This window comes from Sphingomonas azotifigens NBRC 15497, from assembly GCF_002091475.1.
Classification (GTDB): Bacteria; Pseudomonadota; Alphaproteobacteria; order Sphingomonadales; family Sphingomonadaceae; genus Sphingomonas; species Sphingomonas azotifigens.
The window spans coordinates 1-24,013 of sequence record NZ_BCTR01000042.1 but is presented as its reverse complement, the minus strand read 5'-3'; the positions used below and the strand labels follow the sequence as shown (position 1 = coordinate 24,013).

The window sequence follows — 24,013 nt, the reverse complement described above, 5'->3', positions numbered from 1 at the left end:
CGGCGGCCCCTATGGACGTGTCCGGCCGCTGGTTCAACGTTCGCGCACCGGACGGGCGCCGAAGCTGACCAGGCTCTCGGCACCATCTGCGGCCAGCGCGGAGACGCCGACGAAGCTGTCGTCGACGATGATGCCCTTCAGCACGGTCTCGGTCTGGTCGCCCGCCACGTCGACATGGTGGGTCCACGCATCGCTGTCCGCAGGACGCCAATAGACCCGGTACTTCGCGGCGCCGGCCACCGCCGGCCACTTTACCGTGGTGTCGGTGGCGAGCGCACCGCTGATGATGACGGGTTCCGGGGCGGCCGGTGCGCTGGCCAGGCGGCGCAGCGTCGCGACGTTGAGCGCGGTCACCCTGGCGAGATAGGGGAAGTCCATCCGGTCGACCGTGTCGCCATACGCCTTGCCCGCCTCGGTCCGCAGATCCTGGTGCTGCGCGTCGTAATTCTCGACGCCCACCGAGAAGCGCACGGCCGGATAGCCGAGCGCGAGGAACGGTGAATGGTCGCCGCCGCGCCCGAACCGGTCCGGACGGCGCACCATCAGCACCTTGAGGCCCTTGGGATCCGCCGCCGCGACACCGCGGATCGCCTTGGCGAGCGCCCGGCTGGGGCCGTCATCCTCGCCGCCATCGGCGCGGCGTGCCTTGGCTTCGGCAAGGGTCTCCGAGTCGCGTGTGCCTTCGGAGAAGACGCGGACCCGATCCGCGACGCGCCGTCCGTCCTGGCCGATCGTGTTGCCGACGATGTCGTTGTTGAGTACGGCGGAGACGGCCCAGCCGCGTTCCTTGGCCGTTTCGGCAAGCAGCTGGCCGCCATACAGGCCCTGCTCTTCGCCGGAGAGCGCGGCATAGACGATCGTCGCCCTGAACTTGTGCTTGGACAGGATCCGCGCCGATTCGAGCACCAGCGCGACTCCCGAGGCGTCGTCATTGGCGCCGGGCGCATCGGCGGTGGCGTTCATCACGTCGGTGACGCGGCTGTCGATATGGCCCATCACGATCACCACGCGGTTCGGCTCGCTGCCGCGCTGGATGCCGAGCACGTCGACGATCCGCACGCCGTTGGGCGCGCGCGGTCCCTTGAACTCCCGCGCGATCTCGCTGGTCTCGATGCAGCCGCCACAGGCTGCGCCGACCTTCGCCAGCTCGCCGCCGAACCAGCGCCGCGCCGCGCCGATGCCGCGGGTGGGGCTGTCCGGATCGGAAAGCGTGTGCCGCGTACCGAAGCGGACCAGCGTCTCGACGCTCGCCTTCAGGCGCGCGGGATCGGGGCGGTCCTGCGCGAGCGCAGGCGTGGCGAGCAGTAAGAGCGGCAAAAGAGCGAGGACGCGCATGGGCTTATGCTGACGCGCACGGGCCCGCCGGTCAATCGACTCAGCTCAAGCGATCGATCGCATCCATATCGAGCGACCCCGGGATGATCATCACCGGCACGGTGAGCTTGCCGGCATCGGCGCCGGTGAAGTGCGTGACCAGCTTGCCCGGCGCACCGCTCGGCGCTGCGCCCAGCACGAGCGCGGCGATGTCGGCATTGGCTGCCAGCATCTCGCGCACCACCTTCGGCCCGTCGCCTTCGCGCACCGTGATCGACGGCGTGAGCCCAGATTCGGAAAACAGCGTGCCCGCCGCGCGCATGACCAGCGCCTCCGCGCGCTCGCGAGCTTCCTCCTCGATCGTCGCCATCACGCCGCCCCATTGGACGAATTCGGCCGGCGGGAGCAGCGCCAGGATTTCAACGTTGCCGCCGGTCTTCGTCGCCCGCCTCGCGGCAAAGCGCAGCGCGATTTCGGCCTCGGGCGAATCGTCGATCACCACCAGATAGGTGCGCATGGGGGCTTTCCTTGTAATCACGCGTTCAGTGGACCGGCGCGGGCCGCCGCGCAAGAGCGGGGCTTGACCCTAGGGTTTGCGGCGGCAAAGGAGAGGGCAGCCACCCCAGGACCAACGACGGGAACCTTCATGGGAATCGAAATCAAGATGCCGGCACTTTCTCCCACCATGGAGGAGGGCACGCTTGCCAAGTGGCTCGTCAAGGAAGGCGACACGGTGAAATCCGGCGACCTGCTTGCCGAGATCGAAACCGACAAGGCGACGATGGAATTCGAAGCGGTCGACGAAGGCGTGATCGGGAAGATCCTGGTCGCCGAAGGGACCGATAACGTAAAGGTCGGTACCGTGATCGCGGTGATCGCCGGCGAAGGCGAGGACGTCTCCTCCGCCACCGCCGCCCCCGCGCCGAGCCCGACCCCTGCGCCCGCTCCGGCACCGGCCGCTAGCGCAGCTGCTCCCACGCCGACTCCGGCTCCTGCACCGGCCGCACAGCCTGCCGCTGCCACCGGTTCGCGCGTCAAGGCGAGCCCGCTCGCCCGCCGCATCGCCGCCGACAAGGGCGTCGAGCTGTCAACGGTGACCGGCTCGGGCCCGAACGGCCGCATCGTCAAGGCCGACGTCGAGGGCGCCAAGCCCGGCGCCGCCCCGGCTGCCGCACCGGCCGCTGCCGCTGCTGCCCCCGCCCCCACGGCTGCTCCGGCCGCCGCGCCCGCCGAGACCAAGGCGGTCTGGTTCGACGACTCGATTCCGCATGAGGAAGAGAAGCTCTCGAACATCCGCAAGACGATCGCGCGTCGCCTCACCGAGTCGAAGCAGACCGTCCCGCACATCTACCTCACGGTCGACATCCGCCTCGACGCGCTGCTCAAGCTGCGCGGTGAGCTCAACAAGGCGCTCGAAGCGCGCGGCGTGAAGCTGTCGGTCAACGATCTGCTGATCAAGGCGCTCGGCGTCGCACTGGCGCGTACGCCCAAGTGCAACGTCACCTTCACCGGCGACAAGCTGATCAAGTACAGCCGCGCCGACGTGTCGGTCGCGGTGTCGACGCCGACGGGCCTGATCACCCCGATCATCAAGGATGCGGCGAACAAGAGCGTCTCGGCCATCGCGACCGAGATGAAGGACCTCGCCGCCCGCGCCCGCGAGGGCAAGCTGCAGCCGCACGAATATCAGGGCGGCACCGCCAGCCTGTCCAACATGGGCATGTACGGCATCAAGCAGTTCGAGGCGGTGATCAATCCGCCGCAGGGCATGATCATGGCGATCGGCGCGGGCGAGAAGCGCCCGTACATCGTCGACGATGCGCTCGCCGTCGCTACCGTGATGAGCGCCACCGGCAGCTTCGACCACCGCGCCATCGACGGTGCCGACGGGGCCGAGATGATGAAGGTCTTCAAGGAACTCGTCGAAGCCCCGATGGGCATGATCGCCTGATCGGAGCCGGGCGGTGCGCGTGCTTGTAGAAGTCATCCATATCGTGGTCGGCCTGATCGCGGCGTGGGTCATCGCGTCGCTCGCCGCCTGGTCCTACCGCCGCGCCACCCACGACATCTGGCTGGTCGCCTATGTCGCGATGGTGGCGGTGGTGGCGATGGGCATCGGTCCGCTGCGGCGGGCCTATGCCGAGGATCGTGCTCGGCTGAACGGACACAAGGAGGCTGCTCGCGATGATTGATCAACAGGGCGGCCCGCCCGATCGCCAGCCGGCGATCCGGGTGACGACGATGCCGGCGGACACCAATCCCTATGGCGACATCTTCGGCGGCTGGCTGATGAGCCAGATGGACATGGCGGCGGGGCTGTTCGCCTCGCGCTATTCGCGCGGCCGCGCGGTCACGGTGGCGGTGGAGGGGATGAAGTTCCACTCCCCCGTCGCGGTCGGCGACGAGGTCTCGGTCTATGCCGAACTCGTCAAGGTCGGCCGCACCTCGATGACCATCGAGGTCCAGGCCTGGCGCCGCGGCCGACATGTCGAGGAAAGCTGCCTCGTCACCCAGGCGCAGTTCGTGTTCGTCGCCATCGACGCCGAGAAGCGCCCGCGGCCGGTGGAGGCGATTGCGTGATGATGGGGATGGATAGCGAAGGGACGGGCATCGAGCCCGTCCCTTCGCTGCCCCCTCTCCCCGGCCCTCCCCCGCAAGGGGGGAGGGAGCGCAGGCTTGACGCATCTCCCTCTTCTAGCCCCCCCCCCCTTGCGGGGGAGGGAGGGGCCCGCCGCCGTCAGGCGGTGGGAGGGAGAGGGCGCGCGCTCGCCAGAGCGCGCGAAATGCGGAAAGACCCGACCGAGGCCGAACGCCGCTTATGGTCCCTCCTCCGCGCGAAGCGGCTGGCGGGCTGGAAGTGGAAGCGCCAGCAGAAGCTCGGCCGTTACATCGTCGACTTCATCTGCTTCGAGGCGCGGCTCATCGTCGAAGCGGATGGCTCCCAGCATATCGACAGCGCATACGACACCACACGCGATGCATGGATAAAGGCGCAAGGCTTCACCATCTTGCGCTTCTACAACAACGACATTCCCGCCGACTCCGATGCGGTCGCCACCGCCATCCTGTCGGCCCTGAACGCGGTCGCCGGGGCATCGAGCCCCGCCGTCCGCACCCCTCTCCCCAGCCCTCCCCCGCAAGGGGGGAGGGAGCAGAAGGAAGCACACCTTGGCTGAATCCTACGACGTCATCGTTCTCGGCTCGGGCCCCGGCGGCTATGTCGCGGCGATCCGGGCGGCCCAGCTGGGCCTGAAGACCGCCATTGTCGAGCGCGAGTTGCTCGGCGGTATCTGCCTCAACTGGGGCTGCATCCCCACCAAGGCGCTGCTGCGCTCGGCGGAAATCTTCCACTATATGCAGCACGCCAAGGAGTACGGCCTGATCGCCAACCAGATCAGCGCCGATCTGGACGCGGTGGTGAAGCGCTCGCGCGGCGTTGCCAAGCAGCTCAATCAGGGCGTCACGCACCTGATGAAAAAGAACAAGATCGCCGTGCACATGGGCACCGGCGTGCTGACCGCGAAGGGTAAGCTGACCGTCACCGCGGCAGACGGCAAGAAGACCGATCTGGAGGCGAAGAACATCATCGTCGCGACCGGCGCGCGCGCCCGCGACCTGCCCTTCGCCAAGGCCGACGGCAAGCGCATCTGGACCTATCGCCACGCGATGACGCCCGCTGAGATGCCGACCAAGCTGCTGGTCATCGGCTCGGGCGCGATCGGCGTGGAGTTCGCCAGCTTCTACAACGACATGGGCGCGAACGTGACCATCGTCGAGATGCTCGACCGGATCGTGCCGGTGGAGGACAAGGACATCTCCGCACATCTGGAGAAGGCGTTCAAGAAGCAGGGGATGACCATCCTCACCCAGACCGGCGTCGAGAAGCTCGACGTGACGGGCACGGTCGTGAAGGCGTCGATCAAGGGCAAGGACGGCAAGGTCACCGTCGAGGAATTCAGCCACGTCATCGTTGCGATCGGCATCGTGCCGAACACCGAGAATATCGGGCTGGAGACGCTGGGCGTGAAGACCGAGCGCGGCCATATCGTCACCGACGCGGCCTGCCGCACCAATGTCGACGGCCTCTGGGCGATCGGCGACGTTACCGCGCCGCCGTGGCTCGCGCACAAGGCCAGCCATGAGGGCGTGATCGCGGCCGAGGCCATCAACGGCGGCCATCCGCATGCGATGGACCCGCGCAACATCCCGGGCTGCACCTATTGCCACCCGCAGATCGCCAGCGTCGGCCTCACCGAAGCCAAGGCCAAGGAAGCGGGCTACGAGGTGAAGGTCGGCAACTTCCCGTTCATCGGCAACGGCAAGGCGATCGCGCTCGGCGAGCCGGAAGGCTTCGTGAAGACGGTGTTCGACGCCAAGACCGGCGAGCTGCTCGGCGCGCACATGATCGGCGCCGAAGTGACCGAGATGATCCAGGGCTACACGATCGGCAAGACCGGCGAGCTGACCGAGGCCGAGCTGATGGAAACGGTGTTCCCGCACCCGACGATCAGCGAGACGATGCACGAGGCCGTGCTCGGCGCCTATGGTCGCGCGCTGCACATCTGATCCGAACCGGCGGGGAGCCCTTCCCCGCCGATAGACTGCGGCGGATGCCGCGTGGCGGCAGGCGGATCGTTCCGCCTGCCGCTTTCGCATGCGGCGGTGCTGGTCTAGACCGGGGTTCCTGCCCCTCCGGAGCTCACAGGTCGCGCCCGCCCGATGTCCAGTAGCTTTTCGCGTTCGTCCTTCGGCAGTTCCCGGCGCGGTCGCGCCTTGCAGCGGAAGCCGGTCGGCGCGCGGCGCAAGGCGATCTCGGCGCTGGTCGTGGCCGTGCTGCTCGCGGGCATCACCCTCGCCTTCTTCTGGCCGGGCATCGCCAGCTACGACAGCGTCGTTCAGTATCAACAGGTGCTGGCCGGCGCGTTCGACGACTGGCACCCGCCCGCGATGGCGCGGCTATGGGCGCTGCTGCACGGCCTGGGCTGGCGCGGCCAGGCGCCGATGTTCGTGCTGCAGATCCTGCTCTACTGGGGCGGCCTCGCGCTGTTCGCGGGGGCGCTGGCCCGCCGCGGCCAGTCGCTCGTCGCGCTGGTCGTGCTGCTGCTCGGCTTCTGGCCGCCGCTGCTCGGCTGGCAGGTGGCGGTGCTCAAGGATGCGCAGATGACCGGCGCGCTCGCCGCAGCGGTCGGCGTGGCAAGCTGGTGGCGGCTCGACGACCGGCGGCTGCCGCTCTGGGCGGCGGCGCTGGTGCTGGTGCTGCTCGGTTATGCCACGCTGGTGCGGTTCAACGCCGCCTTCGCCGCCGTCCCGCTGGCCTTCGGCCTGCTCGGTGGCTGGCGCTGGGACCGGCCGCTGTTCCAGGCGGTGCTGGTGCTGGCAGCGATCGCGGCGGTGCTCGGCATGCTCACCCCGATCAACCAGCGGCTGCTGCATGCGCAGCCGAGCGGCGTCGAGCGCTCGCTGCCGCTGTTCGACCTTGCCGGCATCGCGCACCGTGCCGGGCCGCAGGCGGTGCCGCAGGTCCCCGCCCGCCTCTGGCACCGCGCCGAGGCCAAGGGCTGCCTGACGCCGATCCTGTGGGACCCGATCGGCGACCAGAAAGCCTGTGGCTATATCGTCGACACGCTCCAGCGTGCCGCGCCCGGCAAGCAGCTCCGCAACCTCTGGCTGGAGGCGATCGCCACCCACCCGCTCGCCTATGCCGCGCACCGCATCGCGCACTGGAACAGCGAGATGCGGCTGTGGATGCCGGCGACGATGCCCGGCACCGGGCCACTGGGGCGCTCCGAACCCAACAGCCTCGGCCTGCCCTCGCCCGACAAGCGGATCACCGGTTTCCAGAAGCTCGGCTACACGCTGGCGAGCAGCGCGGCGGGCGCGCCGATCCTGTGGTTCGCGATCGCGCTGGGCGTGTTGTTCTGCACCTGGCCCGCGCGCGATGGTGCCGGCAGTGTCGCGGTGACGCTCGCGCTCTCCACCATCCTCACCGAACTGGCCTTCGGGCTGGTCGGAGTCGCGTCGGACTATCGCTACCATTGCTGGGGGATGCTGGCCGCCGGGCTCGCCCTGCTCGCCGCCACCGGCACGCGCCCGGCGCCGCACCGCGTGCTGGTCGCGCTGCTCGGCATCGCGGCCGTGGCAGCCATCGTGGTCGCCGCACGCTGGACCTTGCCGCCGGCACTGCCGCCGCTCTGACATCGCCCCTTTAGTCGGAGTAGAATCCATGGCATGACCTCCCCGATAATATCCAGGGAGGATCCATGCTTCGAAAGACGTTGCTCGCCGGCGCGGCGCTGCTGCTCGCGCCCATGCCCGCACTTGCCCAGGACATCGCGGTCACCGTCGACGCCGCCAAGCCGGGGCCGGTGATCGACCGGCACATCTTCGGCCAGTTCGCCGAGCATCTCGGCAGCGGCATCTATGGCGGCATCTGGGTGGGCAAGGACTCCCCGATCCCGAACACGCGCGGCATCCGCAACGACGTGGTCGCGGCGCTCAGGGCGATTCACGTGCCGGTGGTGCGCTGGCCGGGCGGCTGCTTCGCCGACGAATATCACTGGCGCGACGGCATCGGGCCGCAGAGCCAGCGCCGCAGCAGCGTCAACACCAATTGGGGCGGATCGGGCGAGCCCAACAGTTTCGGCACCGACGAGTTCATGGACTTCGCCAGCCAGGTCGGCGCCGAGGCCTATGTCTCGGTCAATGTCGGCTCGGGCACGATCCAGGAGGCGGCGGACTGGCTCGCCTATATGACCGCCGATCCCTCCACCACCGCCGGCAAGGAGCGCGCCGCCAACGGCCATGCCGCGCCCTACAAGGTGAAGTTCCTCGGCCTCGGCAACGAAAGCTGGGGCTGTGGCGGATCGATGCGCCCCGACGCCTATATCGACCTGATGAAGCGCTTCGCCCGCTTCACCCACAATCTCGATCCCGTGCAGGGCGAGAAGGGTGCCGAGCCGATGCAGCGCATCGCCGTCGGCCCCAACGACAGCGACCCCAGCTATACCGAAGCAGTGATGGCGGCGTGGAAAGGCCATGACTGGGCCTGGAACATCGAGGGCCTGTCGATGCACGCCTATACCACTGGCGGCTGGCCGCCCGCCTATCCCAGCACCGGCTTCGACGAGACCGGCTATGCCAAGCTGGTCAAGGCCGCGCTGGCGATGGACGGGATGATCGCCAAGCATTCGGCGATCATGGACAAGTACGATCCCGACAAGAAGGTGCCGCTGGTCGTCGACGAATGGGGCGTCTGGCTGGCACCGCTGCCGGGCACCAACCCGGGCTTCCTCGCCCAGCAGAACTCGCTGCGCGACGCGATCATCGCCGCGCTGCACCTCAACATCTTCGCGCGCCATGCCGATCGGGTGCGGATGACCAACATCGCGCAGATGATCAACGTGCTCCAGGCGATGATCCTCACCGACAAGGAGAAGATGGTCCTCACCCCGACCTATCACGTCTTCCGCATGTACGTGCCGTTCCAGGATGCGCAGGCGGTGCCGGTGTCGTTCTCCGCCGGAACCTACACCCAGGGCGACGTGACGATGCCGCGCGTCGATGCGATCGCGGCGCGGGGCAAGGACGGCAAGCTGTGGCTGGCGGTGACCAACCTCGATGCGGGCAAGCCGGCGCGCGTGGCGGTGACGTTCGCCGGGGTGGCGGCGAAGAGCGCCACGGGCGAAGTGCTGACGGCGGCGAAAGTCGATGCGGTCAACAGCTTCGCGGCGCCGAACGCGGTGGTGCCGAAGCCGATCCGCGGCACGGTGGCCAAGGGTGCGGTGACGCTGGAGTTGCCGGCCAAGTCGGTCGCGGTGGTGCAGATCGAAGGCTGACGCTTCGGTTCTTTCGCACCCCTCCCGCTTGCGGGAGGGGAAGGGGGAGGGTGTGTGAGGGACGCGGGCGATACCGGTCCAGCAAGAACCTCCACGTCGCACCCTCCCCTAACCCCTCCCGCAGGCGGGAGGGGAATTTATCCGGAGGATTTCAGGTCACAGCAGCTTCACCGTCGCCAGCCCCGCATCCTCAACCTGCGCCAGCGGATTGCGCAGCGGCAGGGTAAAGGGCGCAGCCTCGATCTCGAACGTGTCGCCCACTTCCGTCTTCACGCCGTCGCTGAACGACAGCGTCGCGGTCCCGAAGAAATGCACGTGCACGTCGCCGGGCTGGCGGAACAGGTCGTATTTGAAATGGTGATGCTCGAGATTGCCGAGCGTGTGCGACATGTTGGTCTCGCCCGAGAGGAAGGGCTTCTCCCACAGCGTCGCGCCGTCGCGCACGATCCGGCTGGTCCCGCGCACGTCCTCGGGCGCCGCACCGACCAGCAGCTCGGGCCCGAGCGCTGCCTGGCGCAGCTTGGAATGCGCGAGCCAAAGATAATTGTGCCGCTCGGTCACATGGTCGCTGAACTCGTTGGCGAGGCACAGGCCGAGGCGGAACGGCGTGCCGTCCGGGCCGATCAGATAAATGCCGGCCAGTTCGGGCTCCTCGCCGCCGTCCTGCGCGAAGCCCGGCATTTCGAGCGCGTCGCCCGGGCCGACGAGATGATGGCCATTGCCCTTGTAGAACCATTCCGGCTGCTGGCCGATCGCACCCGCGCCCGGCTTGCCGCCTTCGACGCCTTCGAGAAACATCCGCATCGAATCGGTCTTGTGCTCGGCCGCCGCCGCATCGCGGTGCATCTTGTCGCGCCCCTCGGCCGAGCCGAGATGGGTGAGCCCGGTGCCGGTCAGCACCAGGTGCGCCGCATCGGGATGGTCGATCGGCGCGAGCAGCTGGCCCGCCGCCAGTGCCGCGGCCGGATCGGCATCGCCGTCGCTGCCCGCCGCCGCCACCGCGGCCGCAAGCGACTGCCCCGCTTCGATCGCGTGCAGTGCCAGGCTGCGGACATCGGCGAAACCGCGGACGAAGCGCGCGCCGTTGTCGTCGGCCGCGATCACCCGCCGCTGCCCGTCGGCTCCTCGAAACTGCATCAGCCGCAACGCCATCGAACCACTCCTTGTCTCGGTTTAGTCGGACTTATTCGCGTCCGTCCCACTTGGCAATCGGGCATTGTTTGCCCGACGGCCCCGCTTCGCGCTACACCCTGTCGCATGCAGGAGAGCGAGCGGATGGCATTGGACGATCAGGTGGATGGGGTGGACGAGGCGGGCGTGCAGCCGATTACCCGCACCCCCAAGGGTTCCGGCCGCCGCCTGCGCGGAGCAATCGCGCATTATCTCGGCACCCAGATCGTCTCCGGCGCGATCGCGCCCGGCGAGAAGCTGACCGGGGAGGTCGCCAATGCCGAGGCGCTCGACGTGTCGCGCAGCGCCTATCGCGAGGCGGTGCAGGTGCTCACCGCCAAGGGGCTGGTCGAGAGCCGTCCCAAGGCCGGCACCCGGGTGTTGCCGCGCAGCCGCTGGAACATGCTCGATCCGCAGGTGCTCGCCTGGGCCTTTTCCGGCGAGCCCGACACCGATTTCGTCCGCGACCTGTTCGAGCTGCGCGCGGTGGTCGAGCCCGCCGCCGCCCGCCTCGCCGCCGAGCGCCGCGACCGCGACGACGTCAAGGCGATGCGTGACGCGCTGGCCAAGATGCGCCGGCACACGCTGGCGACCGATGCCGGCCGCGCGGCGGACCGCGATTTCCATGACGCGCTGCTCGAGGCGACGCACAACAACGCACTGGTCGCGCTGAGCGCCAGCATCGGCGCGGCGGTGAGCTGGACGACCAAGTACAAGCAGCGCGCCCGCGCGCTGCCGCGGGATCCGGTGCCCGATCATATCAAGGTGTTCGACGCGATCGCCGCAGGGGATGCGGATGCGGCGGCGGCGGCGATGCGGACGCTGGTGGACCTCGCGCTGGAAGATACGCGCCTGTCGATGTGAGGGGGCCCCCTCCACCACCGCCTTCGGCGGCGGTCCCCCTCCCCCGCTTCGCGGGAGAGGAAATGCTATTGCAGTTCCTCATCGCCAGCGTTTCCTCCCTCGGAGCGTAGCTCCGGGGGAGGGGGACCGCGCCGCGCCAGCGGCGTGGTGGAGGGGGAATGCCGCATACGAAAAGGGCGCCGCCCGTGGCGACGCCCCCCCCTCCACCGCCGCCTGCGGCGGCGGTCCCCCTCCCCCGCTTGCGCGAGCGAGGAAATGCTCCTCAATCCTCGATCGCGTTGGTCGGCTTGCTGCCCCACACCGCGTAGAACAGGATGTACAGCTCGCAGACCGCGGTCAGCAGGAACGAGTGCTGCAGGCCATAGGTATCGGCCAGCCAGCCCTGCACTGCCACCAGCGCACCGCCGGCGATCGCCATGATCAGCAGGCCCGAGCCTTCCTCGGTCAGCGGGCCGAGGCCCTTGATGCCGAGCGTGAAGATCGTCGGGAACATGATCGAGTGGAACAGGCCCACCAGGATCAGCGACCACATCGCCACTTCGCCCTGGGTGAACACGGTCACCATCATCACCACGAACGCGCCGATCGAGAAGGCGGCGAGCACGATACCCGCATCCACCTTCTGCATGATCGCCGAACCGACGAAGCGGCCGACCATCATACCGCCCCACAACAGCGTGAGATAGCGGCCCGCCTGCTCGGTCGTCATGTTGCCGATCTCGGGACGGCTGACGAAGTTCACGAACAGGTTGCCGACGCCGATTTCGGCGATCAGGTAGATGAAGATCGCGCCGATGCCGAACACCAGGTTGCGGTGGTTCCACAGGCTATGATGCTTGCGGTCCTCCTTGGCGACGCGGCTGGTCGCCGAGCCCATCGCCGGCAGCGGGAAGCGTGCGATCACGATCGCCAGCACCAGCAGCACTACGGCGACCAGCACGTACGGCAGGATCACGGCATGCGCGTCGGCCAGGCGCTCGGCCTGGGTCAGCGTCGCACCGGCATGCGCGGTGCCGCCCTTGGAGCGACCGAGGATCAGATAGGCGCCGAACAGCGGCGCGAGCATCGTGCCGGCCGAGTTCATCGCCTGCACCAGGTTGAGCCGCGACGAGGCGGTTTCGGACGGACCGATCACGGCGACATAGGGATTGGCCGCGACCTGCAGCAGCGTGATGCCGCTGGCGATCACGAACAGCATGAACAGGGTGACGCCATAGGAGGGCAGGCTCGCAGCGAGCGTCATGCCGAGCGCACCCGCCGCCATGATCAGCAGGCCGACGACCAGCGACTTCTGATAACCGATCCGCTCGATCAGCTTGGCCGAGGGGATCGAGGCGAAGAAATAGGCAATGAACCAGACGCTCTCGATCAGCGCCGCCTGGAAATAGCTGAGTTCGAACACGCTGCGCAGATGCGGCAGCAGCGTGCCGTTGATCACGGTGATGAAGCCCCACATGAAGAACAGCGTGGCCAGCAGGGCCAGCGCGCGTCCATAGTTGGTGGGAGAGGCTTGCCCGGCCCCCGCCGGAGCAGCCTTTGACGTTGGCACGACCGCCATGCTGGAATGATCCTCTCGTTTTTTGCCACGGGGAGACGCGGCGGGGTTGCTCTTCGCTTTCTAGTCGGAGTATTCACCCAGACGTCCAGCGTCAACGGCCGCGTCGCCGCTTGCAGCAGCGATAACCGATAGGGAGAGGTTTTGCATGAATTATCTTATCAAGGGAGCGCTGCTCGCCACCGCGATGATTCCGCTGTCCGCACATGCTGGCGAAGCGACCCGCGCCGCCTTCGGCACCACCGCCGACGGGCAGAAGGTGGAGGCGATCACCCTCACCAACGGCCATGGCATGCGCGCCACGATCCTCAGCTATGGCGCGATCCTCCAGTCGCTGTCGGCGCCGGACCGCAACGGCAAGTCCGAAGACGTGACGCTCGGCTATAACGACATGAAGGGCTATCTGGTCGCCCCGAACTATTTCGGCGCCACCGTCGGCCGCTATGCCAACCGCATCAAGGGCGGCACGTTCAGCATCGACGGCAAGACCTACACCCTCGCCAAGAACAACGGCCCCAACGCGCTGCACGGCGGGTTGAAGGGCTTCGACAAGCGGCTCTGGACGGTAGAGAAGGTGACCAGCGGGGAGAGCGCCAGCGTCACCCTGCGCTACGTCGCCGCCGATGGCGAAGAGGGCTATCCGGGCCAGCTCACCGTCACCGCCACCTATGCGCTGAACGAGAAGAACGAGCTGTCGGTCGACTATACCGCGACCACGACCAAGCCGACCATCGTCAACATCACCAACCACAGCTTCTTCAACCTCGCCGGTGAAGCCTCGCAGCGCTCGATCTACGACCATGTCGTGACGATCCCCGCCGAGACCACGACCCCGGTCGACAAGACGTTGATCCCGACCGGTCAGCTGCGTCCGGTCGAAGGCACGCCGTTCGATTTCCGCAAGCCGACCGTGATCGGTTCCCGGATTCGGGACGGCCGCGACCCGCAGATCGTGTTCGGCCAGGGCTATGACGAGAATTTCGTGATCGCCAAGGCGCCCTCCGCCCAGCCGGTGCTCCATGCCCGCGTCGAGGATCCGTCGAGCGGCCGGGTGATGGAGATTCTGTCCAACCAGCCGGGCGTGCAATTCTATACCGGCAACTTCCTCGACGGCACCGCGATCGGCAAGTCGAACCACGCTTATCGCCAGGGCGACGCGCTCGCTCTCGAACCCCAGGTCTTCCCGGACACCCCGAACCAGCCGGCGCTCGGCTCGGCCCGGCTGAATCCGGGGCAGACGTACCGCAATCTGATCGTCTATCGCTTCTCGACCACCAACTGACCTCCCCTCCCGCAAGGCTTTTCCGATGACCGATACTGCCCCCAAGCTGCGCAGCCGCGCCTGGTTCGACAATCCCGATAACGTTGACATGACGGCGCTCTATCTCGAGCGCTATCTCAACTACGGGCTGAGCCTGGAGGAACTGCGCTCGGGCAAGCCGATCATCGGGATCGCCCAGACGGGATCGGACCTCAGCCCCTGCAACCGCCACCACCTCGTGCTCGCCGAGCGCATCCGCGAAGGCATCCGCGAGGCGGGCGGCATCGCGATCGAGTTCCCGGTCCATCCGATCCAGGAAACCGGCAAGCGTCCGACCGCGGGCCTCGATCGCAACCTCGCCTATCTCGGCCTGGTGGAGTTGCTCTACGGCTATCCGATCGACGGCGTGGTGCTCACCACCGGCTGCGACAAGACCACGCCGGCCTGCCTGATGGCGGCGGCGACGGTGAACATCCCGGCGATCGCGCTCTCGGTCGGGCCGATGCTCAACGGCTGGCACCGCGGCGAGCGCACCGGCTCCGGCACGATCGTGTGGAAGGCACGCGAACTGCTCGCGGCGGGCGAAATCGACGACGAGGGCTTTATCCGCCTGGTCAGCTCCTCGGCCCCGTCGACCGGCTATTGCAACACGATGGGCACGGCGACGACGATGAACAGTCTCGCCGAGGCGCTGGGCATGATGCTGCCGGGCTCGGCCGCGATCCCCGCCCCCTATCGTGACCGTCAGGAAGTCGCCTATCGCACCGGCAAGCGCATCGTCGACATGGTGGCGGAGGACCTCAAGCCTTCGGACATCCTGACTCGCGAGGCGTTCCTCAACGCGATCGTCGTCAACTCGGCGATCGGCGGCTCGACCAACGCGCCGATCCACCTCGCCGCGATTGCCCGCCATGTCGGCGCCGAGCTGTCGATCGACGACTGGCAGACCCACGGCCACAAGGTGCCGCTGCTGGTGAACCTGCAGCCCGCCGGCGAATATCTCGGCGAGGACTATTACCGCGCCGGCGGCGTGCCCGCGGTGGTCGCCCAGCTGATGCAGCAGGGCCTGATCCACGAGAATGCGATCACCGCCAACGGCAAGACGATCGGCGACAATTGCCGCAATGCGACGATCGAGGACGACAAGGTCATCCGCAGCTTCGACCAGCCGCTGGTCGAAGAGGCCGGCTTCATCGTGCTGCGCGGCAATCTGTTCGACGCGGCGATCATGAAGACCAGCGTGATCGGCCCCGAATTCCGCGACCGCTACCTCTCCAACCCCGAGGATCCCGAGGCGTTCGAAGGCCCGGTCGTGGTGTTTGACGGCCCCGAGGATTACCACCACCGCATCGACGATCCCGCCACCGGCATCACCCCGGACACGCTGCTGGTGATGCGCGGCGCCGGCCCGATCGGCTATCCGGGCGCGGCCGAAGTGGTGAACATGCGCGCGCCCGCACACCTGATCCGCGAAGGCGTGCATGCGCTGCCGTGCATCGGCGACGGCCGCCAGTCGGGCACCTCGGCGTCGCCCTCGATCCTCAACGCCTCGCCCGAGGCGGCGGCGATGGGCGGCCTGGCGCTGCTCAAGACCGGTGACCGGGTGCGGATCGACCTCAAGCGCGGCACCGCCGACGTGCTGATCCCGGCCGAGGAGCTTGGCGAGCGCCGCCGCGTGCTGGCCGAGGCGGGCGGCTATGCCTATCCGGCCTCGCAGACGCCGTGGCAGGCGATCCAGCGCGCCGTGGTCGGCCAGATGAACACCGGCGCGATCCTGGAGGGCGCCGAGCAGTTCCAGCGCATCGCCCAGACCCACGGCGTCCCGCGCGACAACCACTAAGGCCTCCACGATCCTCCCCCGCCAGGCAGGGCTATCGCATTTGGCAAATTTGCTCCGTCATCCCGGCGAAAGCCGGGATCCATTGCCCTCGACGCGGGGGGAAAGAACCGCCATTTCAGCGCGAATGGATCCCGGCTTCCGCCGGGATGACGATTGTTTTGGACGTGCCGTCGTCGCGAGGTTCCAAATGCGATTGCCCTGCCCCGCCAGGGGGGAGGATATGGCGGGCGAAAAATACGTCGTCATCCCCGCGAAGGCGGGGATCCATTGGCGCTGATGCCGAGGCTTCTTTCCCCCGCGCACAGGCAAATGGATTCCCGACTTCGCGGGCATGACGACGACTTTTAGCGATGCCGACTGGAGTTCTCCGCATGTCCCCGCTCACCCACCGCCTCGCCCAGCCAGAGGATCTGGACGCGCTGCGGGCGGTGATGGGCCGCGCGATCGCGCAGCTCCAGCACGGCTTCCTCACCCCTGCGCAGGTCGCCGCCAGCCACCAGGTGATGGGCCTCGATACCCAGCTGATCGCCGACCAGACCTATTTCCTCGTCGAGGATGCGACAGGGACGATCGCCGGCTGCGGCGGCTGGTCGTTTCGCGCGACCCTCTATGGCGGAGACGCCAGCATCGTCGCGCGCGAACCCCAGCGCCTCGATCCCGCCCGGGATGCGGCCAAGATCCGGGCGATGTACACCGATCCCGCTTTCATTCGCCGCGGCATCGGCCGCCGCGTGCTCGGCCTGTGCGAAGAGGCGGCCCGCGATGCCGGTTTTGCCCGCGCCGAGATGATGGCGACCATGGCCGGCGTGCCGCTGTACGAAGCCTGCGGCTACCGCCAGATCGAGCCCGTGCTCTCCGCGCCGATCGCCGGGGTCCGCGTGCCGCTGGTGCGCATGGAGAAGCTGCTCCGCTCGGCATGACCCCGTTGCCTTCCGGTCTCGCCTCGCTTAGCCAGGGGCGGCACTCAGGAGGTCTCGACATGGTCCAGCGTCCCCGCTGAAGCGGCACCCGTAGCGCGAGCGGAGCAATTCCAGCGCCCCCGGACTCTGGTTTCGAGATCAACATGCAACGTCTGAACAACAAGATCTGCGTCGTCACCGGCGCAGCCCGCGGCATCGGCCGCGCCATCGCAGCGCGCTTCGTCCAAGAGGGCGCCATCGTCGTGCTCACCGATGTGGATGCCGAGGCGGGCGCCGCTGCTGCCGCCGCGCTCGGCTGCCGGTTCGAACGGCTCGACGTGGCGGTCGAAGCGGATTGGATCCGCCTCGCCACCCGCATCCCCACTGCAGACGTCGTCGTCAACAATGCCGGCGTCACCGGGTTCGAAAGCGGCATGGTGTCGCACGACCCCGAACACGCCACGCTCGAGGACTGGCGCGCCGTCCACCGCATCAACCTGGACGGCACGTTCCTCGGCTGCCGCTATGCGATCGGCGCGATGAAGGCGGCGGGCGCCGGCTCGATCATCAACATGTCCTCGCGTTCGGGCATGGTCGGCATTCCCGGCGCGGCCGCCTATGCGTCGTCCAAGGCGGCAATCCGCAACCACAGCAAGACGGTAGCGCTCTACTGCGCGCAGCAGGGGTGGAAGATCCGCTGCAACAGCATCCATCCGGCAGCGATCCTCACGCCGATGTGGGAGCCGATGCTGGGCGATGGACCGGACCGGGAAGCACGCATGGCGGCGCTGGTCGCCGACACGCCGCTCCGCCGCTTCGGGCTGCCGGAGGAGGTCGCGGCGATCGCCGCGATGCTTGCCTCGGACGAGGCCGCCTATATCACCGGCACCGAACTGCAGGTCGATGGCGGACTGCTCGCGGGATCGGCGGCGGCGCCCGGCTGAGGCTTGCCATGCTCGCCGGGATCGGCGATCCCCTGCCCCGCGCCGCACCCGCGGCAGGGGAGACGCACCCGATGACGACGCCTTTCTCGCTGGTCGACGTGTTCCACGACGGCCCGTTCACCGGCAATCCGCTCGCCGTCGTGCACGGCGGTGGCGATCTCGACACCGCGACGATGCAGGCGATCACCCGCTGGTTCAATCTGAGCGAGACGGTGTTCCTGCTGCCGCCGAGCGCGCCCGGCGCGGACTATCATGCCCGCATCTTCACGCTCGACCGGGAGCTTCCCTTTGCCGGCCACCCGACGCTCGGCGCGGCCCATGCCTGGCTGGCGGCGGGGGGCGCGCCTGCCGCGGCGGACCGGATCGTCCAGCAATGCGGCGCCGGGCTGATCCCGATCCGCCGCGACGCGGATCGGCTCGCCTTCGCGGCCCCGCCCTTGCTGCGGAGCGGCCCGGTGGATGCGGAGACGCGTGCGATGCTCGCCCAGGCGCTGCGGATCGATCCCGCGGCCATCGTCGATGCCGCCTGGGCCGACAACGGCCCCGGCTGGATCGCCGTACTGCTCGACTCGGCCGATGCGGTGCTGGCGGTGGAGCCGGTGCGGCACTGGGACGACCGGCTGGAGGTCGGGCTGATCGGCGCGCATCCGGCCGGCAGCGCGGTCGCCTGGGAGATCCGGACGATCTTCACCGGTGCGTTCGGTGCGGTGATCGAGGATCCCGTGACAGGCAGCTTCAACGCCTCGGCGGCGCAGTGGCTGCGGGAGAGCGGCCGCGTCACCGGCGGCTATGTCGCTGCGCAGGGTACCCGGCTTGGCCGGCGCGGGCGCATCTTCGTCGACTATGCCGCCGACGGCCAGGCCTGGATCGGCGGCCGCAGCATGACGATCGCCGAGGGCACGCTACCCGGGCTCAGCGCCCTCGCCTGACCAGCCGCGCGACCAGCGTCGTCGCGGTCAACTGGCCGGTGACGCTGGCGCTGGTGATGAACATGTCCGGAATCGCCGAGATCGCGATATAGAGCGGGATCATCGCCAGCGGTGCGCCGAGGATCTGCATGCCCGGCGCATCGCAGGCATAGAGGATCGCCGCTCCGGGCAGCCCCGGCGTCGCGATGCCGGCGATGACCGCCGACAGGCCTGCGAGCACCCATTGCACCGGCGAGGCGTGGACGCCCGCCGCATGCGCCGCCAGAAACACCTCGATCACCGTCACCCCGGTCGTCGCGAGCCGGAACGTCGAGATGGCGAGAGGCAGCGTGGTGCCGGCAACTTCCTGCGGCAGCTGCAGGCCGTTCAGCGCGACGTCCATCGAGACCGGCGCAGTCGCCATCGACGAGCAGGTGCCCGCCGCCGTTGCCTGGGCGGGGACGATCCCGCGTGCGAACCGACCGAGCGGCATCGCGCGCAGGCCGAGCACCAGCAGGTAGCACATCCCGATCGCGGCGAGGCAGAACAGGATCTCCGCCGCCACGTCGCGGGCCAGCACGCCGGCGACGCTGGCCCCTGCCGCCCGTCCTGCCCCAAGCGCCAGCACGAAGATGCCGATCGGCGCCGCGAGCAGGATCCAGTCGACGATCCGCGTCATCGCCCGCGCCAGCTCGTCGAAGACCGCGGCAAGGCCGTTGGCGCCGGTGCGCGCGATCGCCACGCCCAGCAGCACCGCGAACACCACCAGCGGCAGCATCTCGCCATTGGCTGCGGCGGCGATCGGGTTTTCGGGCAGCACGGCGAGGATCTGTTCCGACGCGGTCGGCACATGCGGCACCGCCGGCGGACCGGCGGGCAGCAGTCCGGCCAGCGGCTCGGGCCCGAGCGGGAACAGCCAGAGCACGATCTCCAGCGACGCCCAGGCCAGCAGCGCCGCCAGCACCAGCATCGGCAGGAAGACGGCAAAGCTGGTCGCCAGCACCCGCCCGCCCTGGCCGTGCCGCACCGCGTTGACGATCCCGCTCACCACCAGTGCGAACACCAGCGGCACCAGCGTCATGGTCAGTGCGCGAATCCAGAAGGCACCGATCGGCGACAGGGCGTCGATCCACGGCACGAGAAAGGCGCCTGCCGGCCAGCGCGCGGAAAAGCCCAGCGCCACGCCTGCCAGCAACGCGCCGAGCACCAGGATCGTCTTGCCCATTCCCGTCCCCAAATCTGCAGATCCCCGCATCGTCAATGCGCGGCGCGGGCGCCAGCATTATTTTCGCGGGACAGACTCTCAGGCCAGGCGCGGCTTCGGACGCGCGATCATGTCGGCCAGCGCGGAGGCACCGCCGACCACGACATGCGCGGCCAGCATCAGCGTCGCGACGAACAGCACCGCGCCGGCCAGCCCTGCCGCGTCGCCGAGCAGCGCGACGATCAGCGGCGCGAGCAATGCCTCGCGGGCGGGCACGAACGGCAGCCGCGACAGCATCATCCGCAGCGTGCCGACCAGGAACAGCGCGGCGGTGGGCACCGCGGGCAGCAGCAGCTTCCACAGCAAAGCGGTCAGCCCGAGGCTCAGCAGGATGCGGGCGATGTGGATGCCGATCGTCACCATCAACTGGCGCGGCGGCAGCGCAAAGACCATGCGACGGAAGAAGAAGATCGCCAGCGACGACAGCACGATCGTCGCCGTCGAGATCAGCAGCGTGGTGAACAACGTGCCCTTGGCAAGGCCGTGGACGATCGGCGCGTGCAGTACCAGCATCGCCAGCGTGACGAGGTTGCCGGCCAGCGCCGAGGTGACCGCCACGTCGCGCAGCGTCTCGAACGGTCGCCCGCCCGCGCCCAGCGTCCGCCGCGCCCAGACATAGAGCTGCGCATCGCCTGAATAGCCGAGCACCACTTCGTTGGCCGCCTGCTTGCGCAGCAGCGCCGGGAAGGCAGCGGCACCCACGCCCCAGATGCGCCGCAGGATCAGCCAGTCCATGAACGGTGCCAGCGCATAGGTGACGGCGAAGCACAGCCAGAACAGCGGGTTGGTCGGCGTCTGGGTCAGCACGGTGAAGTCGAGGCCGTCGAGCTGCCAGAACACCGCCACCAGGATCACCGCCGAAAAGGCGAGCCCGACGACGGCGAGCACCCGCTCGCGGGTGGTAGCGGAAAGCGACGCATAGCCAGTGCGCGCCGCCCGTACGAGAGACATCATGCGTGGGCCTCTTGCTCCAATCGGACCGGCTGGCCCGGAGTGCGCGCCGCCGCCGCTTCGACGAACAGCGCGAGATAGTCCTGTGCCGAGCGCTCGATCGTGAAGCGCCGCAGCGACGCGAGCAGCGCTTCCCGCTCCGGCGCGGCGCACGGCGCGGTGCGGATCGCCGCCGCCAGCAGCGCGGCATCCTGCGGCACGATCGCACCGAACCGCCCTTGGCCGAGCAGGCTGCGCAGCCCCGCGCCGCAATCGGTCGCCACCACCGCAAGGCCCGCCGCCAGCGCCTCGATCACCACCGCGGGAACGCCTTCGTAGCGCGACGACAGCAGCAGCACGTCATAGCCGGGAAGTTGCGCCGGCGCGTCGGCGACATGCCCTGCGAACCACACCCGGTCGCCAATCCCGAGCGACCGGGCGAGCGCCTCGAGCGCGGCGCGTTCAGGGCCGTCGCCGAAGATGGTCAACGTCTCGCCCGGCTGCACTGCCTGGGCGAAGGCGCGCAGCATCAGCGCGAAATGCTTCTGGCCGACCAGCCGCCCGATCGCAACGAAGCGCCGCGGCCCCGCGCCGCGCTCGGCCCGGACGGGCAGCAGCTGGGTCGCGTCGATCGCCGGGTCGTGCACCACCTCGCTGCGGCGCGCCATCACCGGCGGCAGCTCGGGCAGCATCGATTCGTCCATCACCACCCAGCGCCGCGCACAGCGCGCCTGGATGCGCAGCCACAGCCGCCAGAAGAACCGCGCGACCGGGTTCAGATCGCACCGCGCCAGATCGTTGCTGACCTTGACGACGATCGGCGGACAGCGACGCCCGAGCAGCAGCGTCATCGCCACCGCGACGATCGTGTAGGTCGAGCCCGCGACGAACAGGACGTCGGGGCGCTGCCGGCGGATCATGCCGGGCAGCGTGAGGATCATCCACAAAGTTTCCCAGCCGGCCTGGCTGCGGCGCGGCTGGCGCGGCATCGCATAGGCGATGTCGGCAAACTCGTCGCGCATCGCGCCATCGTCGCGGCCCAGGAAAAGCGGCGCATCCACGCCCATCGCGCGCCAATGCCGGACAAGCCGCAAGGCAACGCGCTCGACGCCGCCCGGCGCAAAGCTGTGCAGGAAGGTGAGAACGCGAATGCGTCCGTTGTTGGACTTTGGCGACACTCGCAGATCCCCTGTCATCGTTGCGATATCGTGCCGCTCTTCTGCCTGCCGTTCTTCGACTTTACCACTAAGGAGCGCCCCATATGCTCCAAAAGCGGTTAGCGACCGGCCGGACTATCTTGCGACGTAGATAACCATGGGTAAGACGATGCCGATCGCCACGACCCACACCGGCCCTGCACAAATTTTTCCGCGGTGGAACCCTTCGCTCCAGATGCGGGAACGGGCCCAGCCCTTGCCGATCCCATCGCACGCGCTGCTGTGAAGTTACGCGCTGAGCAACAAAAAAGCCCGCCGACGCGGTGCGTTGGCGGGCCTCTTTGATGGTGGGCGCGGCAAGGATTGAACTTGCGACCCCTGCGATGTCAACACAGTGCTCTACCACTGAGCTACGCGCCCGAAACTCGGGAAGCGCGCCTTTAGCGAGGGTCCGCCCCCCGCGCAAGCGCCAATTTCAATTTTGTCCCACATTCTCCGATTCGAACATCCGGTCGACCTCCAGCACCAGGTCGCGCAGGTGGAACGGCTTGGAAAGCACGCGCGCCTGCGGGACCTGCTTGCCGGCACGCAGGGTCACTGCGGCGAAGCCGGTGATGAACATCACCCGCATCTCCGGCGCGATCTCCGCCGCGCGCTGGGCGAGCTCGATCCCGTCCATCTCGGGCATCACGATATCGGTGAGCAGCAGGTCGAATCGCTCGGTCTCGAGCAGCGGCACCGCCGCGGTGCCGCGGTCGACAGCGCTGACGGCATAGCCCGAGCGTTCGAGCGCCCTGGTGAGGTATTCGCGCATCACGCGGTCGTCCTCGGCCAGCAGAATCCGGATCATCTTCACCCCACTCGGTATCAACCGCCATGCCCCTTATGAGCCAAGCCCTTAAGATTTTCCAGCGCGAGACCGCGCCGCGAATTGCCCCCCTGCCCGACCACGCCTAGATTTGGCCCGTGACTCGCACCGCCAGCTTCGAACGCCACGGCCCGGTGCCACCGGCAAGCCCCGTGGTGCTTTCCGCGCCGCATGGCGGCCGCGACTATCCTGACGCGCTTGTAGAGGCGTTGCGGGTACCGCCCCAGGCGCTGCGGGCGCTCGAGGATCGCCATGTCGACATGCTGGCACGGGACGCCCGGCGGGACGAGACGCTGCTGCTCGCCACCCGCGCCCGCGCCTGGATCGACCTCAACCGCGCCGAGCATGAGCGCGATCCGCAGATCGACGACGGCGCGCATCTGCTCGGCCGCCCCTTGTCCACCAAGGTGCGCAGCGGCCTGGGGCTGGTGCCGCGGCGGGTGGGCACGCTGGGCCAGCTGTGGCGGGGACGCTTCGCCGCCGACGATATTGCCGCGCGCATCCATGCCGATCACCGTCCCTACCATCTGGCGCTCGGCGAGGCGCTGGCAGCGGCGCGCGCGCGATTCGGCGTGGCGGTGCTGCTCGACATCCATTCGATGCCGCCGCTGGGCGCTCCGGAGAGCGCGCCCCGGCTGGTGGTCGGCGACCGCTTCGGCCGATCGGCGGCGGCGCGGTTCGGCGCGCGCGTCGAGGCGGTGGCGCGGCTGCACGGCATCGCCGTCGCCGCCAACACGCCCTATGCCGGCGGCCATATCCTCGATCGGCACGGCGATCCGCGCCGCGGCGTGCATGCGCTGCAGCTGGAATTCGATCGCTCGCTCTATCTGGACGCTGCGCTGGACGCGCCCGGGCCGGGCGCCCCCGCCATCACCGCGCTGCTCCGCGCGATCATTGATGCGATCACCGACGAGGCACTGCCCAGCGCGCTCGCCGCCGAATGAACCGCACATAAAAAACCACCTCGTGGTTACCCACGAGGTGGCCAAGGTTCAGGGAGGAGACACGCCCGAAGGCGCGTCGCACGGCATCGCGAAAGGGGGGACACGAGCCGTACCTACAAGATATAGAGCGCCGGCGATCGAGTTCAAGGCGACTCATCGCAGAAGTTCGTCGATTGAACGGCGGGGTGGTTCTTGCGGGCCTCTGGGGCCGGGAGATTGGCCGACGGTCGCGGACAAAACTTAAGCCCCTCCTCCTTGGA

Annotated in this window: 22 protein-coding genes and 1 tRNA gene; 14 read left to right on the top strand and 9 right to left on the bottom strand. The window is 68.6% G+C overall.

The window, feature by feature from the left end:
* Positions 1 to 33: 33 nt before the first annotated feature.
* Together SAZ01S_RS14915 and SAZ01S_RS14910 are read right to left on the bottom strand one after the other, a co-directional pair.
* Positions 34 to 1,335, bottom strand: coding sequence for a M28 family metallopeptidase (locus SAZ01S_RS14915; protein ID WP_084583064.1), 1,302 nt, complete (start codon positions 1,333 to 1,335; stop codon positions 34 to 36).
* A gap of 40 nt (positions 1,336 to 1,375) precedes the next feature.
* Positions 1,376 to 1,831 carry a universal stress protein gene (locus tag SAZ01S_RS14910; RefSeq protein ID WP_084583063.1) on the bottom strand — a complete coding sequence of 152 codons (456 nt, stop codon included), beginning with the start codon at positions 1,829 to 1,831 and terminating at the stop codon, positions 1,376 to 1,378.
* A 129-nt stretch (positions 1,832 to 1,960) separates the two neighbouring features.
* On the opposite strand from SAZ01S_RS14910, the gene SAZ01S_RS14905 reads away from it, so the two are divergent.
* The 7 genes from SAZ01S_RS14905 to SAZ01S_RS14875 all read left to right on the top strand — a co-directional run bounded on the left by SAZ01S_RS14905 (position 1,961) and on the right by SAZ01S_RS14875 (position 9,149).
* Positions 1,961 to 3,265 (top strand): pyruvate dehydrogenase complex dihydrolipoamide acetyltransferase, encoded by a 1,305-nt coding sequence (locus tag SAZ01S_RS14905; RefSeq protein WP_084583062.1) that lies wholly within the window; start codon positions 1,961 to 1,963, stop codon positions 3,263 to 3,265.
* Between the two features lie 13 nt (positions 3,266 to 3,278).
* Complete coding sequence (locus SAZ01S_RS14900; protein ID WP_084583061.1) at positions 3,279 to 3,506, top strand: hypothetical protein; 228 nt, start codon at positions 3,279 to 3,281, stop codon at positions 3,504 to 3,506.
* Positions 3,499 to 3,894 (top strand): acyl-CoA thioesterase, encoded by a 396-nt coding sequence (locus tag SAZ01S_RS14895; RefSeq protein WP_084583060.1) that lies wholly within the window; start codon positions 3,499 to 3,501, stop codon positions 3,892 to 3,894. The genes SAZ01S_RS14900 and SAZ01S_RS14895 overlap by 8 nt, the downstream gene beginning before the upstream one ends.
* Positions 3,894 to 4,490, top strand: coding sequence for an endonuclease domain-containing protein (locus SAZ01S_RS14890; RefSeq protein WP_369688881.1), 597 nt, complete (start codon positions 3,894 to 3,896; stop codon positions 4,488 to 4,490). The genes SAZ01S_RS14895 and SAZ01S_RS14890 overlap by 1 nt, the downstream gene beginning before the upstream one ends.
* Entirely contained in the window at positions 4,483 to 5,880 is a 1,398-nt protein-coding gene (gene lpdA, locus SAZ01S_RS14885; protein ID WP_084583059.1) for a dihydrolipoyl dehydrogenase, read from the top strand. The genes SAZ01S_RS14890 and lpdA overlap by 8 nt, the downstream gene beginning before the upstream one ends.
* A 207-nt stretch (positions 5,881 to 6,087) precedes the next feature.
* Entirely contained in the window at positions 6,088 to 7,509 is a 1,422-nt protein-coding gene (locus SAZ01S_RS14880; RefSeq protein ID WP_245824904.1) for a hypothetical protein, read from the top strand.
* Positions 7,510 to 7,574: 65 nt separating this feature from the next.
* Positions 7,575 to 9,149 carry an alpha-N-arabinofuranosidase gene (locus SAZ01S_RS14875; protein WP_084583057.1) on the top strand — a complete coding sequence of 525 codons (1,575 nt, stop codon included), beginning with the start codon at positions 7,575 to 7,577 and terminating at the stop codon, positions 9,147 to 9,149.
* Positions 9,150 to 9,305: 156 nt separating this feature from the next.
* Here the strand turns inward: SAZ01S_RS14875 and araD1 are convergent, their stop codons facing one another.
* Entirely contained in the window at positions 9,306 to 10,301 is a 996-nt protein-coding gene (gene araD1, locus SAZ01S_RS14870) for an AraD1 family protein (protein ID WP_084583056.1), read from the bottom strand.
* A 123-nt stretch (positions 10,302 to 10,424) separates the two neighbouring features.
* Here araD1 and SAZ01S_RS14865 point away from each other — a divergent pair, with 123 nt between their 5' ends.
* A complete protein-coding gene (locus tag SAZ01S_RS14865; protein WP_084583109.1) occupies positions 10,425 to 11,183 on the top strand; it encodes a FadR/GntR family transcriptional regulator in 759 nt (252 codons plus the stop codon).
* 262 nt (positions 11,184 to 11,445) lie between these two features.
* Here SAZ01S_RS14865 and SAZ01S_RS14860 read toward each other — a convergent pair whose 3' ends face one another.
* Positions 11,446 to 12,741 carry a sugar MFS transporter gene (locus tag SAZ01S_RS14860; RefSeq protein ID WP_084583055.1) on the bottom strand — a complete coding sequence of 432 codons (1,296 nt, stop codon included), beginning with the start codon at positions 12,739 to 12,741 and terminating at the stop codon, positions 11,446 to 11,448.
* Positions 12,742 to 12,886: 145 nt separating this feature from the next.
* Here SAZ01S_RS14860 and SAZ01S_RS14855 point away from each other — a divergent pair, with 145 nt between their 5' ends.
* From SAZ01S_RS14855 to SAZ01S_RS14835, 5 genes are all read left to right on the top strand, one after another.
* Positions 12,887 to 14,020 carry an aldose epimerase family protein gene (locus SAZ01S_RS14855; RefSeq protein ID WP_084583054.1) on the top strand — a complete coding sequence of 378 codons (1,134 nt, stop codon included), beginning with the start codon at positions 12,887 to 12,889 and terminating at the stop codon, positions 14,018 to 14,020.
* A 25-nt stretch (positions 14,021 to 14,045) separates the two neighbouring features.
* Positions 14,046 to 15,839, top strand: coding sequence for an IlvD/Edd family dehydratase (locus SAZ01S_RS14850; RefSeq protein ID WP_084583053.1), 1,794 nt, complete (start codon positions 14,046 to 14,048; stop codon positions 15,837 to 15,839).
* Between the two features lie 371 nt (positions 15,840 to 16,210).
* Positions 16,211 to 16,759 carry a GNAT family N-acetyltransferase gene (locus SAZ01S_RS14845; protein WP_084583052.1) on the top strand — a complete coding sequence of 183 codons (549 nt, stop codon included), beginning with the start codon at positions 16,211 to 16,213 and terminating at the stop codon, positions 16,757 to 16,759.
* Positions 16,760 to 16,902: 143 nt separating this feature from the next.
* Positions 16,903 to 17,682 carry an SDR family oxidoreductase gene (locus SAZ01S_RS14840; protein WP_084583051.1) on the top strand — a complete coding sequence of 260 codons (780 nt, stop codon included), beginning with the start codon at positions 16,903 to 16,905 and terminating at the stop codon, positions 17,680 to 17,682.
* Positions 17,683 to 17,753: 71 nt separating this feature from the next.
* Entirely contained in the window at positions 17,754 to 18,611 is an 858-nt protein-coding gene (locus SAZ01S_RS14835) for a PhzF family phenazine biosynthesis protein (protein ID WP_084583108.1), read from the top strand.
* On the opposite strand, the gene SAZ01S_RS14830 is transcribed toward SAZ01S_RS14835, so the two are convergent.
* The 5 genes from SAZ01S_RS14830 to cpdR all read right to left on the bottom strand — a co-directional run bounded on the left by SAZ01S_RS14830 (position 18,595) and on the right by cpdR (position 22,791).
* Positions 18,595 to 19,815, bottom strand: coding sequence for a dicarboxylate/amino acid:cation symporter (locus tag SAZ01S_RS14830; RefSeq protein WP_167693178.1), 1,221 nt, complete (start codon positions 19,813 to 19,815; stop codon positions 18,595 to 18,597). The genes SAZ01S_RS14835 and SAZ01S_RS14830 overlap by 17 nt on opposite strands.
* A gap of 78 nt (positions 19,816 to 19,893) precedes the next feature.
* Positions 19,894 to 20,808, bottom strand: coding sequence for a hypothetical protein (locus SAZ01S_RS14825; protein WP_084583049.1), 915 nt, complete (start codon positions 20,806 to 20,808; stop codon positions 19,894 to 19,896).
* A complete protein-coding gene (locus SAZ01S_RS14820) occupies positions 20,805 to 21,962 on the bottom strand; it encodes a glycosyltransferase (RefSeq protein ID WP_245824902.1) in 1,158 nt (385 codons plus the stop codon). Before SAZ01S_RS14820 ends, SAZ01S_RS14825 begins: the two co-directional genes overlap by 4 nt.
* Before the next feature lie 324 nt (positions 21,963 to 22,286).
* Positions 22,287 to 22,361, bottom strand: a tRNA-Val gene (locus tag SAZ01S_RS14815).
* Between the two features lie 55 nt (positions 22,362 to 22,416).
* Positions 22,417 to 22,791, bottom strand: coding sequence for a cell cycle two-component system response regulator CpdR (cpdR, locus tag SAZ01S_RS14810; protein WP_084583107.1), 375 nt, complete (start codon positions 22,789 to 22,791; stop codon positions 22,417 to 22,419).
* A 116-nt stretch (positions 22,792 to 22,907) separates the two neighbouring features.
* On the opposite strand from cpdR, the gene SAZ01S_RS14805 reads away from it, so the two are divergent.
* The gene (locus SAZ01S_RS14805; RefSeq protein WP_167693177.1) at positions 22,908 to 23,753 is read left to right on the top strand and encodes an N-formylglutamate amidohydrolase; all 846 of its coding nucleotides are present in this window, start codon (positions 22,908 to 22,910) and stop codon (positions 23,751 to 23,753) included.
* Positions 23,754 to 24,013 lie beyond the last annotated feature (260 nt).